The organism is Bradyrhizobium sp. (genome assembly GCF_016213215.1).
Lineage (GTDB): Bacteria > Pseudomonadota > Alphaproteobacteria > Rhizobiales > Xanthobacteraceae > Bradyrhizobium.
Genome location: NZ_JACRAW010000164.1, coordinates 39482 through 53066 on the forward strand (window position 1 = coordinate 39482; position 13585 = coordinate 53066).

The 13585-nt window shown below is 63.6% G+C and carries 11 protein-coding genes; 5 read left to right on the forward strand and 6 right to left on the reverse strand.

Features of this window, described 5'->3' with window-relative positions:
• Positions 1-21 precede the first annotated feature (21 nt).
• The 3 genes from HY852_RS27710 (at position 22) to HY852_RS27720 (ending at position 1900) form a co-directional block, all read left to right on the forward strand.
• Positions 22-897 (forward strand): protein-glutamate O-methyltransferase CheR, encoded by an 876-nt coding sequence (locus HY852_RS27710; protein ID WP_291608166.1) that lies wholly within the window; start codon positions 22-24, stop codon positions 895-897.
• A gap of 3 nt (positions 898-900) precedes the next feature.
• Positions 901-1221, forward strand: a complete 321-nt coding sequence (locus HY852_RS27715) for a PilZ domain-containing protein (protein ID WP_291608167.1) — start codon at positions 901-903, stop codon at positions 1219-1221.
• A gap of 172 nt (positions 1222-1393) precedes the next feature.
• On the forward strand, positions 1394-1900 hold the full coding sequence (locus tag HY852_RS27720; protein WP_291608168.1) for a response regulator: 507 nt from the start codon (positions 1394-1396) through the stop codon (positions 1898-1900).
• A gap of 21 nt (positions 1901-1921) precedes the next feature.
• Here the strand turns inward: HY852_RS27720 and HY852_RS27725 are convergent, their stop codons facing one another.
• Entirely contained in the window at positions 1922-2179 is a 258-nt protein-coding gene (locus HY852_RS27725) for a hypothetical protein (RefSeq protein ID WP_291608169.1), read from the reverse strand.
• Positions 2180-2395: 216 nt separating this feature from the next.
• Here HY852_RS27725 and HY852_RS27730 point away from each other — a divergent pair, with 216 nt between their 5' ends.
• A complete protein-coding gene (locus HY852_RS27730; protein WP_291608171.1) occupies positions 2396-3031 on the forward strand; it encodes a response regulator in 636 nt (211 codons plus the stop codon).
• A gap of 87 nt (positions 3032-3118) precedes the next feature.
• Here the strand turns inward: HY852_RS27730 and HY852_RS27735 are convergent, their stop codons facing one another.
• Both HY852_RS27735 and HY852_RS27740 read right to left on the reverse strand, forming a co-directional pair.
• Positions 3119-6610 (reverse strand): PAS domain S-box protein, encoded by a 3492-nt coding sequence (locus tag HY852_RS27735; protein WP_291608172.1) that lies wholly within the window; start codon positions 6608-6610, stop codon positions 3119-3121.
• 67 nt (positions 6611-6677) lie between these two features.
• The gene (locus HY852_RS27740) at positions 6678-7100 is read right to left on the reverse strand and encodes a response regulator (protein WP_291608173.1); all 423 of its coding nucleotides are present in this window, start codon (positions 7098-7100) and stop codon (positions 6678-6680) included.
• 285 nt (positions 7101-7385) lie between these two features.
• Here HY852_RS27740 and araD point away from each other — a divergent pair, with 285 nt between their 5' ends.
• Positions 7386-9122, forward strand: a complete 1737-nt coding sequence (gene araD, locus HY852_RS27745) for an L-arabinonate dehydratase (RefSeq protein WP_291608174.1) — start codon at positions 7386-7388, stop codon at positions 9120-9122.
• A gap of 42 nt (positions 9123-9164) precedes the next feature.
• Here the strand turns inward: araD and HY852_RS27750 are convergent, their stop codons facing one another.
• The 3 genes from HY852_RS27750 to HY852_RS27760 form a co-directional block, all read right to left on the reverse strand.
• The gene (locus HY852_RS27750; protein WP_291608175.1) at positions 9165-11288 is read right to left on the reverse strand and encodes a S9 family peptidase; all 2124 of its coding nucleotides are present in this window, start codon (positions 11286-11288) and stop codon (positions 9165-9167) included.
• Positions 11289-11459: 171 nt separating this feature from the next.
• Positions 11460-12647 carry an aminotransferase class V-fold PLP-dependent enzyme gene (locus tag HY852_RS27755; RefSeq protein WP_291608176.1) on the reverse strand — a complete coding sequence of 396 codons (1188 nt, stop codon included), beginning with the start codon at positions 12645-12647 and terminating at the stop codon, positions 11460-11462.
• Between the two features lie 78 nt (positions 12648-12725).
• Positions 12726-13451 carry a thermonuclease family protein gene (locus tag HY852_RS27760; protein ID WP_291608177.1) on the reverse strand — a complete coding sequence of 242 codons (726 nt, stop codon included), beginning with the start codon at positions 13449-13451 and terminating at the stop codon, positions 12726-12728.
• Positions 13452-13585 lie beyond the last annotated feature (134 nt).

The following is a 13585-nucleotide window of genomic DNA, read 5'->3' on the forward strand; positions in this document are numbered from 1 at the left end:
AGTGTTTCCACGAGGCCACCCGTGACCCCTCTTGAATATGAATATCTGCGCAAGCTCTTGAGGGATCAGTCCGGCCTCGACTTGTCCGCCGACAAGCAATACCTGATCGAGAGCCGTCTGCTGCCGGTCGCACGCAAGATTGGCCTGTCGGGAATCAGCGAACTCGTGCAGAAGCTGCAGGGCGGGTCGTCGGCTCTGATCACCAGCGTGGTCGAAGCAATGACCACCAACGAGACCTTCTTCTTCCGCGACAAGGTTCCGTTCGACCATTTCCGCGAAACCATCATGCCCGAGCTCCTGCACGCGCGCGCGGGCCGCAAGAGTCTTCGCATCTGGTGCGCCGCGGGCTCGACGGGGCAGGAGCCCTATTCGCTCGGGATTTGCCTCAAGGAGATGGGGGCCGCGCTGACCGGATGGCGCATCGAGATTCTTTCCACCGACATCTCGCAGGAGGTGCTCGAGAAGTCGAAGGTCGGCATCTACAGTCAGTTCGAGGTGCAACGCGGCCTGCCGATCCAGCTGCTGGTCAAGTACTTCAAGCAATCCGGAGAATCCTGGCAGATCAATCCCGAGTTGCGCGCGATGGTTCAGCACCGGCAGCTCAACCTGCTGCATGACTTCTCCCAAATCGGCACCTTCGACGTCATCTTCTGCCGGAACGTGCTGATCTATTTCGACCAGGAAACCAAGGTGAACGTCTTCAACCGCCTCGCCAAGGCGATCGAGCCGGACGGCTTTCTGGTGCTCGGCGCGGCGGAAACGGTGGTCGGATTGACGGACACCTTCAAGCCAGTTCCTGACCGGCGCGGCTTGTACCGGCCTAGCGGCGCCCGGGCCGCAATGCCCGCGCGGCCGTTTGCGGCCGGCGCAGGCAGGATGGCAGTCGCGGGGCCTTGAGACATGACCGAAGAAACCAAAGGTACCGAACGGGTGACGTTCAGTCGGGGCTATGACGTCTGCATCATGGGGATCGACGGGACGTGGCGCCGCGACTGCAAGCTCAACGCCATCTCCGATAATGACGCCGTGCTCACCGTGGAAGGCTCCATTCAGGGACTCAATCTCAAGGAGTTCTTCCTCCTCCTGTCTTCCACGGGGCTCGCTTACCGCCGTTGCGAACTGGTCCGGGTCAACGGCTCGGAAATGGAGATCCAGTTCCTGAGGGGCAAGAATAAGAAGAAACGATCCGGTATGGCTGGACAGGACGCGCTGCTCGGCTGAATGGACTTTTGGTGGCGCGGCCAGATCGCGCCGGCCGCCGCGGTATCGTGGTGTGCATTTTTGGTATCCTGCACAATTTCTAAAGACGACCGCTGGAATTGCGCCGCTTCGTTTTACTCGCTTTGAGCGCGAGCTGTGCATTCTTGCTTCGACCAACCCGTTAGGGCCAGCAATGCACACCAGCACTCGTTCTTCTCTCGTCCGCTCGAACTCAGCCGATGCCGCCGAACGACAGCCCCTCCAGCTCCTGGTGGTCGACGACGACGCCACCCAGCGAAGCCTGATCAAGGTCGCCGCCACGCAAGCCGGCCACGAGGTGACCGTCGCCGCTTCGTGTGCCGAGGCCATCAGCCTCATCAAGAACGCGCATTTCGATTGCGTGACGCTCGACCTCGTGCTGGAGGATGGAGACGGCATTGATGTCCTGCGCGAAATGGCCGAGGCGAAATACGCCGGCGCCGTCATTGTCGTAAGCGGCATGGAAGGCTCCCGCCGGAGCGCGGCGCGTAGCTATGCGCGATCGCTCGGTGTGGAGCTCCAGAGCCTGCCGAAGCCGCTGGATCTGGCGGCCTTGCGCATTTCCCTTGCCAATCTCGGCAAAGCGGCGATGGGGCTGCCCGCCATCCACACCTGGGGCGGCGTCGCCGTCGACGCGGTGGCTGAGCGCCACCGCACCTGAACTTCGGCCTCGTCTTCTACCCTAGAGGGTCAGGACGAGCTCCATCTCGGTTCCATCTTCAGGCACGCCGGCGTCGCGGAGCGACTGCATTGCGGACTCAAGCTCAGCCTTGCAGGCATTGAGGGTCGCGCTTGCTGGCCGATAGCCGGGCGTGACATCGTCCAGGATCATGGCAGTGGAGCTGTCCTGATTTTCCGACACAGTCTCCGACCGGATCGCCTGGTCAAGCCGGGCGATGCTGCTTGCGACCTGCTCGATCAGGAACTTTAAATCGGGCAAGGATCAAATGTTCGCTGTCATCGCGATCCCGAGCGGTGACGATGACGAGTCCCGCGCTCTGCCTGCATATTTCTCTCCGGCTCACGGCCTGGGACTCTTTCGGCTACTTGTCGGTTGAGTTCACCTCCCGTACAAATACGGTGAGCGTGATGTTCGCCGCAGGACATGCGCGATCGGTGTGGGCATATCTGCTCCACGGCACTCAGGATGGTTGAAATGTCGGAGAAAACCTCACGTGGCGAGATCTTCGTGGTCGATGACGATCAGGCCGTTCGCGACACTCTGTCGATGGTGCTGTCGGCGGCGGGCTATGAGGTGATCTGTTTCGCCGACGGCGCTGCGTTGCTCTCGGTGGCGCGGACCCGGACGCCTGCGGCCATTCTTCTCGACGTTCACATCCCCGGCAAATCCGGCCTGGACATCCTGAAGGAACTGCATGGCGAAGATTATCCCGCGCCGATCTTCATGATCTCCGGACAGGGCGATATCGCCATGGCGGTCAGCGCCATCAAGAACGGCGCGCTCGACTTTATCGAAAAGCCATTTCGTGGCAGCGAGATCGTGGCCCGGTTGAACGAGGCGATCGGGGCTTATGCAAAGCGGCAGGCCGAACATGCGGCGCCGAAATTCGGCTCGCTGCATTTTCCGGGACGCGAGCCCCTGACGCGGCGCGAGCGTGAGGTGCTTGAACAATTCGCCTCCGGCGCGTCCAACAAGGAGGCGGGCCGCGCGCTCGGCATCAGCCCGCGCACCATCGAGGATCATCGCGCGAACATCATGAAGAAGCTCGGCGCCCGCAACGCCGCCGATCTGATCCGGATCGTGATGACGGCCGCGCAGCGCGCTTCCTGATAAGGCAAGCAGCGCGGCGCAAGGCGCGCCGCATGCAGCGCGCCATTAAAGCGATGGCAGATGCGCGCCGTCCTCGCTGTGCCGCTCTCAGCCGTCCAGCGCCTTGCGGATACTCCTGGCGAGGTCCGACTTGCGATAGGGCTTTTGCAGCAGCAGCACGCCCGAATCGAGCCGGCCGTGATGGATGATGGCGTCTTCGGTGTAGCCGGACGTGTACAATACCTTCAATCCGGGGCGGATCTTCTTCACCTCGTCCGCCAGCTGGCGGCCGTTCATCGCGCCCGGCATGATGACGTCGGTGAACAACAGGTCGAATTGCTTGCCGCCGCCTACAATCTCCAGGGCTTCCGCAGCGTTTGCCGCTTCCAGCGTGACATAGCCCATTGAATGCAGCTGGGTCAGCACATACTCGCGCACCAGCCTGTCATCCTCGACGATGAGAATCGTTTCCCTTCCGCCCTCGATTGCCTGCGGCGAAATGTCGTCTTCGGTACCGACCGCACTCTGGCCCGCCGGAAGGTACATCCTGATCGTGGTTCCGTGACCCGGCTTGCTGTAGATCTTGATGTGCCCGGCGGACTGCTTCACGAAGCCGTACACCATGCTCAGGCCAAGGCCGGTACCCTTGCCCGGACCTTTTGAGGTGAAGAAGGGATCGAAGACCTTGTCGAGCATGGCTGGCGGAATGCCGGAGCCCGTATCGCTGACGGCGATCACCGCATACTGTCCGGGCCGAACGTCGTTGGTCGCCGCATAGGTGCCCTCGAGATAGGCGGAGCCGGCCTCCAGGATGAGCTTGCCGCCGTCCGGCATGGCGTCGCGCGCGTTGAGCGCCAGGTTGAGGCTTGCCGTCGTCAGCTGATTGGGGTCGACGATTGCCACGCAAGTCGGGGCTTCGAAGACCGATTCGATCTGGATCTGCTCGCCGAGAGTCGGGCGCAGCAGTTTGGCAGTGTCGACGATCAGGTGGTTGACGTCGATCTCGCGTGGCTGCAACGGCTGTTTGCGCGCGAAGGCAAGCAGGTGCTGGGTGAGCTCGGCGCCGCGCGCAGCCGCTTCGTCGATCATCCTGGTGATGGCGGCAAGCTGCGGCTCTCTGGCTACCGCATCCGCCAGGATCTCGATCGTGCCGGTGATGACCGTCAGGATATTGTTGAAATCGTGCGCGACGCCGCCGGTCAGCTGGCCCAGGGCCTCCATCTTTTCCGAGTGGCGAATCCTCTCTTCGGCGGCGATCTTGTCGGTCAGGTCGCGGAAGAAACCGTTGAACAGCATGCCGTCGCGGCGCCTCAGCGCCGTAATGCTGGCTTCCGCCCTGAATTCCTTCCCGTTGCGGCGTCTTGCCGTAATCTCTAGGCGACGACCGAGAACCTCTCCTGCCTCGTCGTGGACGGTTCTCGACAGTTCGGCCCTTACAGTCTCGCGAGCAGACTCCGCGACGATGAGCTCGATGGCCTCCTTGCCGAGCGCTTCCGATCTCGGCCACCCGAAGATCTTTTCCGCCTGGGAGTTCCAGTTCAGGATCCTGAAACTGTCGTCGACCTGGACGAAGGCCTCGAGCGCGGTCTCGATGATGTTGCGCGACAGGTGCTCGCTTTGGTGCAGGCTTTCCTGGGCCAGCAGGCTTTCCGTCATGTCGCGGCCGACGAAGAAGTAACGCTTGACCGGCTCGGACCACGAGCCGAGCCAGGACAGCTTCACCGGATGGCCGTCCTTGTGCAGGAATCGCGTGTCGGAGGCTCTGGAGCGCATGCCGCGACGGGCGGCGCGCAGATCCTCGCGCGCCATGTCGATGTCGTCGCGCTGGATGAATTCGATACAGGCGTGGCCGATCATTTCCTCCGGCCGATGGCCGAGGATGACTTGGCAGCTAGGGCTGACCTGCACCACGGCACCGTGCGAATCCAGGACCAGGATCAGGTCCTGCGAGCTCTCAAAGATCCGTCGCCTCTCCTCGATCTCGCGCTGGAGCGCCCGCTCCGTCCTCCTGGATTCGGTGATGTCGCGTGCGATCTTCGACGCGCCGATAATCTGCCCGGACGGGTTCTTGATTGGCGAGACGCTGAGCGAAATTTCGACCCGGCTGCCGTCCTTGCGCAAGCGTACGGTGACGTGAGGTTCAAGGCGCTCGCCGTTGGCGATGCGACGCAGACATTCCTGTGTCTCAGCGATTCTCTCGGGCGGCACGATGAGATGGATGCTCTTGCCAACCGCTTCGTCGGCCCTATACCCGAACAGGCGTTCGGCGGCCGGATTCCAGCCGGTGATGGTTCCATCAAGGCTCTTTGTGACGATCGCGTCGGCCGACGATTGCACGGCGGCGCTGAACAGTCGCTCGCGCCTCGCGTGGTGATCGCGCGCGGCTTCGGTCATGCGATGCTCAAGTATCTCGCGCTCCAGCGCCGCGGTTTTCGTCCTGGTCTCCTCCATCATCCGGGCGAAAGCCCGTGCGAGTACGCCGGTCTCGCCAGCCGCATCGACGGGAATGGGGTTTTCATCGTCGCGCCCGACGCTGTCCACCGCCGCGGTCAATTGCCCTATCGGGCGAGTCAGCGATCTCGCCAGCAGCACTGCCAGCACGGCCGCGCCGAGGACCGCGATCAGCCCGACGGCCACGCTGATCTGTTGAATGGCCAGCGCCGGTGCCATGAAGCTCGCGTTCGACGCGGCCTGGATCACCCCGATCCACTCCTTGCCGGCAAGAAGGGTCGAGGCGAGCGCGGCGCCGGCCAGGCGTCCATCGCGGTCATCAATGACCTCTCCGATGCTCTGCTGCGTTCCCACGAGTGCCGCGAAATACGGGAAATCGTTCTGCCATTGGGTCTTGCCCGAGTGCGCGGAGAATTCGCGGGCCCGATCGGGGTGAACCAAATAGTCGCCGTCGCGGCCGACGATGTAGACTTGTTCACCCGGCTGGACCGAGGCGCGGACCCGCTCGAATGCCGCACGCATGTCGACATCGACGACGATGATACCGAACGCCTTACCCTCCGGTGCGAAGACCGGGGTGGCGATCCGGATGATGGGCATCGCGCCCTGCACGCGGTCCTGTTCGAGCGTGAGCGGCGAGACGTAGATCTCGCCGAGAGACATGCGGCCCGTCTCGGTGACAAACGCCTGCTGGCTCGTCTGCTGGAGTTCGCTTTCGGGTGCGACCCGCACTGCGCCGCTGCTTCCCGAGCGATCGACGCGGACAATCTCGCGCGCGCCGTCCTCGAGGCCGATGACGCGGAACGCGGCATACGCGGGCTTGGCTTCGACCATGGCCACAAGGCGTGTCGCGACCCGGTCGTGCCAGGTCTTTTCGGTCGTCTTCTCGACGGGGTCGCGGCCGCCGGCGAGATGTGCCTGTATCAGGCTGTTCAGCGCAGTCGAACGAAAGCTTGCGATGTCGCCCCGTGCGCCGGCGACGTAGGATTCGAGTTCGGTGGCAAGAAGCTGCGACTGGGCTTCGATCCGGTCAACCACCCGCGGCAGCAGCGCCCGTTCCAGGCTGCGAGAGCTCACCCAGCCGACGGCGGCGACCGTGACCGCAACCAGCAGAATCATTGCAACGGCTAGTTTGGTGGCAAGCTTCATCCGGGCCCTCATAGAGACAAGGTGTCGTTTCCGCGTTTCGGCCGGCGACGAACGGCTTGCTTGAGGGTCATGTAATGAGCGTCGTGCCCGGGCCCGACTTCGTCGGTTCCGCGGCGGCGAGGCTCGTTTCAACCGCAGCAAGCAGCGCAGCCGGCTTGAACGGCTTCTGCAGGCTCGCGATCGCACCCAGCTTGGTGGCCATAGCAAGGAAATCCGGCTCGGAATAGCCGTCGGGAGCAATCGGACGGCCCGAAATGACAACGATCGGAATGCCCGGCTGCTGGCGGCGGATCAGCCGCATCGTTTCCAATCCGTCCATTCCAGGCATGAAAATATCGAGAAAAATCAGGTCAAATGCGCCGGTTTCGAACAGCTCGATTGCCTTCTTGCCGTCGCTGGCTGTCGTCACGCGATGTCCAGCCCGTTCCAGCACCAGCCGGATCGTCGCTTGTACCGCGACATCGTCATCCACAATCAGGATGTTGGCCAAGATTTCAATGCTCCGAGCCCGATGATGAACTCTTGATCCGACATCTCTGCAAAACTTGCCGCGTGGGAGTTTCACTCCAATTCGGGCCCGCCCGCAAGCGCTGGCGGAAGTTGCGGCGACGGTCAGCTCGTCGCCGGCCCGCTCGCCCAGCCGGCACAACCGTGGCCCTGTGCAGCGGTTGGATGCAACCGTCGGAGAGCTGCTGTGCGCGCCCCACAAATTGCAACAGACTTGCACCGCGGGGATTTGCCGTGAGATGACCTTGGCTCTTTCGCGAGGGGTGCCATGACCGAGAAGAAAATGCCGGAGACGCTGCGCAGCGCGCGCTGGTTCAAGCCCGATGACCTCCGCTCCTTCGGGCACAGGTCGCGTGCCATGCAGATGGGCTACGCGCCCGACGAGTGGAAGGATCGTCCGGTGATCGCGATCCTCAACACCTGGTCTGATGCCCAGCCCTGCCACATGCACTTCAAGTCGCGCGTCGAGGACGTCAGGCGCGGCGTGCTGATGGCGGGCGGTTTTCCGATTGAGCTGCCGGCGCTGTCGCTGTCGGAATCGCTCCTGAAGCCGACCACGATGCTGTATCGCAACCTGCTCGCCATGGAAGCGGAGGAACTGCTGCGCAGCCATCCCGTCGACGGCGTGGTGCTGATGGGCGGGTGCGACAAGACTACGCCCGCCTTGCTGCTCGGTGCGACCTCCATGAACATCCCGGCGATCTATCTGCCGGCCGGTCCCATGCTGCGCGGCAACTGGAAGGGCAAGACGCTCGGTTCGGGTTCCGACGCCTGGAAATACTGGGACGAGCGGCGCGCCGGAAAGATCTCAGACAGGTACTGGGTCGACATGGAGGCGGGCATCGCCCGCAGCTACGGCACCTGCATGACCATGGGCACTGCTTCCACCATGACCGCGATCGCGGAGGCGATCGGCATGACCTTGCCCGGCGCCTCCTCGATCCCCGCCGCGGATGCCGGCCACATCCGCATGAGCTCGGCGTGCGGGCGGCGCATTGTCGAGATGGTCTGGGAGGACCTCACCCCGCAGAAAATCCAGACCCGCAAAGCCTTCGAGAACGCCATCGCGGTCGCCATGGCGATGGGGTGCTCGACCAATGCCATCATCCATGTCATCGCGCAGGCGCGCCGCGCCGGTATCGACATCTCCCTCGACGATTTCGAGAAGGCGAGCCGAAAGGTGCCCGTGATCGCGAACGTCAGGCCGAGCGGCGACACCTATTTGATGGAAGACTTCTTCTACGCCGGCGGCCTGCCGGGACTGATGAGCCGTATCCGGCAACATCTCCACCTCGATTGCCTCACCGTCACCGGCAAGACCCTCGGCGAGAACATCGCGCACGCCGAAGTCTACAACGACGACGTGATCCGCATTGTAGACAACCCGATCTACAAGGAAGGCGCGCTCGCCGTGCTCAAGGGCAATCTCGCGCCCGACGGCTGCGTGATCAAACCTTCCGCCTGCGATCCGCGCTTTCTCGCGCACAGCGGGCCTGCCCTCGTATTCGACGATTATCCGTCCATGAAGAAGGCGATCGATGATCCCGATCTCGACGTTACCGCCGATCATGTGCTGATCCTGCGCAATGCCGGGCCGCAAGGCGGGCCGGGCATGCCGGAGTGGGGCATGCTGCCGATCCCGACTAGATTGGTGAAGCAGGGCGTGCGCGACATGGTGCGCATGTCCGACGCGCGCATGAGCGGCACGAGCTACGGCGCCTGCATCCTGCATGTCGCCCCGGAATCCTACATCGGCGGACCGCTGGCGCTGGTGGAGAACGGCGACCGCATCACCCTGGACGTGGCTGCACGCACCATCAGCCTCGACGTACCCGAAGACGAGCTGGCGCGGCGCCGCGCCGCATGGAAACAGCCGGAGCGGCGTTTCGAACGCGGCTATGGCTGGATGTTCTCGCGCCACATCAAGCAGGCCAACGACGGCTGCGATTTCGATTTTCTGGAGACCTCGTTCGGCGCGCCGGTCGGCGAACCGGCGATCTATTGAATTGATGCGCTTCGTTCCGGGCGGAGCTGCGCCAAGCGGGCGTTAGGCCTCTGCCTTGTCGGCCAATCCCACGGCCCACAGCGCAAACGCGTACACGATCGCGACCTCGTCGAGACGGTCGAAGCGGCCCGAGGCGCCGCCATGACCGGCGCCCATGTTGGTGCGCAGCAGCACCGGGCCGCCGCCCGTCATCGTAGCGCGCAGCCGCGCGATCCATTTCGCCGGCTCCCAGTAGGTGACGCGGGGATCGGTCAATCCGCCCATGGCGAGAACCGCGGGATATTCCCTGGCCGCGATGTTGTCGTAAGGCGAGTAGGACAGGATGGTGCGAAAGTCCTTCTCGCTTTCGATCGGATTGCCCCATTCCGGCCATTCCGGCGGCGTCAGCGGCAGCGTGTCGTCGAGCATGGTGTTGAGCACGTCGACGAACGGTACCTCGGCGACGATGCCCGCGAACAATTCCCCGGATCGGTTGGCGGCAGCGCCCATCAGCATGCCGCCGGCGCTGCCCCCATGTCCGACGATGCGTTTCGCGCTGGTGTAGCCGGCATCGCAAAGCGCGCGGGCGCAGGCGGCGAAATCGTCGAAACTGTTGGTCTTCTTCTCGCGCTTGCCCTCGAGATACCAGCCCCAGCCCTTGTCGGCGCCGCCGCGGATATGGGCGATGGCGTAGACGAAGCCGCGATCGGCCAGCGACAGCCGGTTGGACGAGAACGAGGCCGGCATCGCCATGCCGTAGGAACCGTAGCCGTAGAGCAGCAGCGGCGCTGATCCGTCCAGCTTGAGTCCGCGGCGATGGAGGATCGAGACCGGCACCTCGGCGCCGTCATGCGATCTTGCCATGATGCGCGTGGTGACGTAGTCGGCCGGATTATGGCCGGAGGGAATCTCCTGGCGCTTGCGCAAGATGCGCGTGCGCGTCGCCATGGCGTAGTCGTAGACCTCCGACGGCGTGGTCATGGACGAATAGGAAAAGCGCAGGTTCGTCGTGTCGAACTCGTACGATCCCATGGTGCCGAGCGAATAGGCTGTCTCGTCAAAGGCGATACTGTGCTCGTCCCCTGTCGCGAGGTCGCGGATCACGATCTCCGGCAGCGCGTTCTCGCGCTGTAGCCGCACGAGGTGTCCCGAATACAGGTCGTGCTCGATGATGTAGACGCCGGCGCGGTGCGGGATCAGATCGCGCCAGTTGGCGCGTTCGGGCGATGCAAGCGGCGCGGTCACGATCTTGAAATCGATCGCATCGCCGGCGTTGGTCAGGATGAACAATTCATCGCCGCGGTCGGCGACCGAATATTGCACGCCGTTCTCGCGCGCGGCGATCAGGCGCGGCGGTGTGTCCGGATCGGCAAGATCGATCAGGTGCTGCTCCGACGTTTCATGGTCGCCGCCGGCGATCACGCAGAAACGCCCGCTGGTGCTCTCATGGATATGGGTGAACCAGCCGGCGTCCTTCTCTTCATAGACCAGCACGTCGTCGGCCTGTGCCGTACCCAGCCGATGCCGCCACACCTGCAGCGGGCGGTGATTGTCGTCGAGCTTGACGTAGAAGAAGCTTTTGCAATCCCTGGTCCAGACGACCGCGCCGTCGGTCTCCTCGACGACATCGTGATGATCCTTGCCGGTCGCCCAGTCGCGGATGCGAATGGAAAAATACTCGGAACCCTTGGTGTCGGCGCTCCAGGCCTGGAGGTTGTGATCGTATGAATGGCGGCTGCCGCCGAACCGGAAATATTGGTGGTCCTTGGCGAGCGCATCGCCATCGAGCGCGATGTGGCTCTCACCGCCATTGCGCGGGATGCGGCCGAACATTTCGTGTTGCCCGCCTTCGCGGTACTTGCGGAAATAGGCGTAAGGCCCGTCGGGCGACGGCACGCTGGAATCGTCTTCCTTGATGCGTCCGCGCATCTCGCGTACGAGCTTCTTTTGCAGCGGCGTGGTGTGGCCGAGCAGGCTGTCGGTATAGGCATTCTCCGCTTCCAGGTATTTGCGGATGTCGGGATCGAGGCGCGACGGCTCGCGCAGCACCTCCTGCCAGTCCTCGTCCTTCAGCCAGGCATAGTCATCGCTCAACGTGATGCCGTGCCGGGTAAAGGAACGGGGTCGCCGCGGCGCGACCGGCGGGTTGATCTGGCTGGAAATGGCCTCGATAGCTGGTTCGGTCACGTCGAATCCTCGTTCGATCCTGCTTGTGTCAGGCTGCCTCTATATCGGATCGAATGCGGCCGATTGAAGAGGGCCTATCGACGATGCTGATACTCGTAGCCGCGTGAGCGGTGCACACCCTCGCCCCGCTTGCGGGGAGAGGGTTGGGGGTGAGCGGTGACGGATGACGGGCTACGCGCTCACCTGCTCGCCCAGCCACGCGATGGCGGCTTCCATGCCGCCCTTGCCGTGCGGGATCTTAAGGGCGTTGAGGCCGACCTCGACCACGCCCAGCGTGCCCAGGATCATCGGCGCGTTGACATGGCCCATATGGGCAATGCGGAACGCCTGGCCATGCAGATCGCCGATGCCGGTGCCCAGCACCACGCCGCATTTTTCCTTGCAGTAACGCTGCAGTGCCGCGGGATCATGGCCGGCCTCTACGGTCACGGTCGTTACGGTGTCCGAGCGTTCGCCGGCCTCCGCGATGTTGAGCCCGAGCACCTGGCCCTCGGCCCACACCGTGACCGCGCGGCGCACCGCTTCGGCAAGCAACTGGTGCCGACGAAAGATGTTTGGAAGGCCTTCCTCGAAGATCATGTCGATGGCCTGGCGCAGCGCGAACAACAGATGCACCGGCGCAGTGCCGGCATATTTGCGGTAATGCTCGCTGCCCTCGCGCTCGGTCCAGTCCCAATAGGGCGTGCGCAGACCGGCCTTCCTGTGCACCTCGAGCGCGCGCGCGTTGGCCGCGACGAAGCCCAGTCCCGGCGGCGTCATCAATCCCTTCTGCGAGCCGGACATCGCGACATCGACGCCCCACTGGTCCATCTCGAAAGGCATGCAGGCGAGGGAAGCGACCGTGTCCACCATGAACAAGGCCGGGTGGCCGGCCGCCTTGATCGCTTTCGCGATCGCCTCGATGTCGTTGTAGGCGCCCGACGCGGTGTCGACCTGCACCGCCAGGATCGCCTTGATCTTGTGTTCCTTGTCGAGCTTGAGGCGCGCCTCGACTTCGTGCGGACGGATCGCGCGCCGCCAGTCGCCCTTCAGGACCTCGACGTCGGCGCCCATGGCCGCGGCGGCAAGTCCCCAGCCGATCGCAAAGCGGCCGCTCTCGAGCACCAGCACCTTGTCGCCGCGCGACAGCACGTTGCTCAGCACCCCTTCCCAGGCGCCGTGGCCGTTGGCGATATAGATGTAGGTCTTGCCCTTGGTGGCGAACAGTTTCGACAGATCGCGCAGAAGGCTGTCGGTCAGATTGATCATCTGATCGGAATAGATGTCGATCGCCGGGCGATGCATCGCCCGCAGCACTTCGTCGGGCATAGTGGTCGGCCCGGGGATGGCCAAGAATTCCCTGCCCGCGCGAACGGTCATTGTTGCTCTTCCCTGAAACTTGACAGGCTGGATAGGTATTTGAGGCTTTTTACGCGCCGTTGCCGCGCAAGAAAAGCCTTATCGTCGCGTGTGGCGGCAGCCGGCGGCCTCGGCCTCTTCCACCGAGCAGAACCAGCGCGTGCCTTTAGAGATCTTCATCCTGATCTGCGTGTACCAGCGGCTGGACGGTGTGTGATAGATGCATTCGCCGGCACTGTTGACGTTGCCCTTGATCGTGCAGTCGGGCGAGGGTGCTACCGGTCCCGAAGCCGAGGCAAGAAGGATCGCATGGGCGTGCTCCGGCGGCTTGATGGCGCCGAGGATGGTCGTCTTCTTGTTGCGCACGCGCCAGTCCCACGGTGCGATGAACGCGCCCTGCCACATCCCGGCCTTGGCCTCGCGCGCCGCGGCCTCGTCCGCGTCATAGTCGTGCGAGAAGCGTCTGTAGGACAGCGCCCAGCCGCTTCGCACCAGCCATTTCTGGATGTCCTCGCCGCCGACCTCGCAGCGCGCGATCGTGCGGCCGCGCCGATCGACTGAGCGGGTGTGACAGGTCCAGCTCTTGTTGTCGGCGTGCTTGATCAATTCGTCGCGCGCGGCAACTCCGCAGGTCCAGCGCTCGCCCTTGGTGTTGAGGCAAAGCTGGTCGACGGCCGGCGCGTCGATGCCGCCGAGCCGGATGCGGGTATTGCCGATCTGGACCTGGTCGGCCTCACGGATCTTGGCGGTGCCGGTGACATCGGTGGCGTTGGCAATGCAGGGCGACAGCAGGATGCAAATCGCCAGGACGAGTTCTCGGGACATGTGGGCCGCGTTGTATGAAGATAGTTCCTGACAACGCGCCGATTGTGATTTGATTTTGATCGGCAGACCAGCGGCTGCAGCACCTTGCGCTTTCAACTTCGCGTCATTGCGACGAATAGCCAGCAGCGAATCGG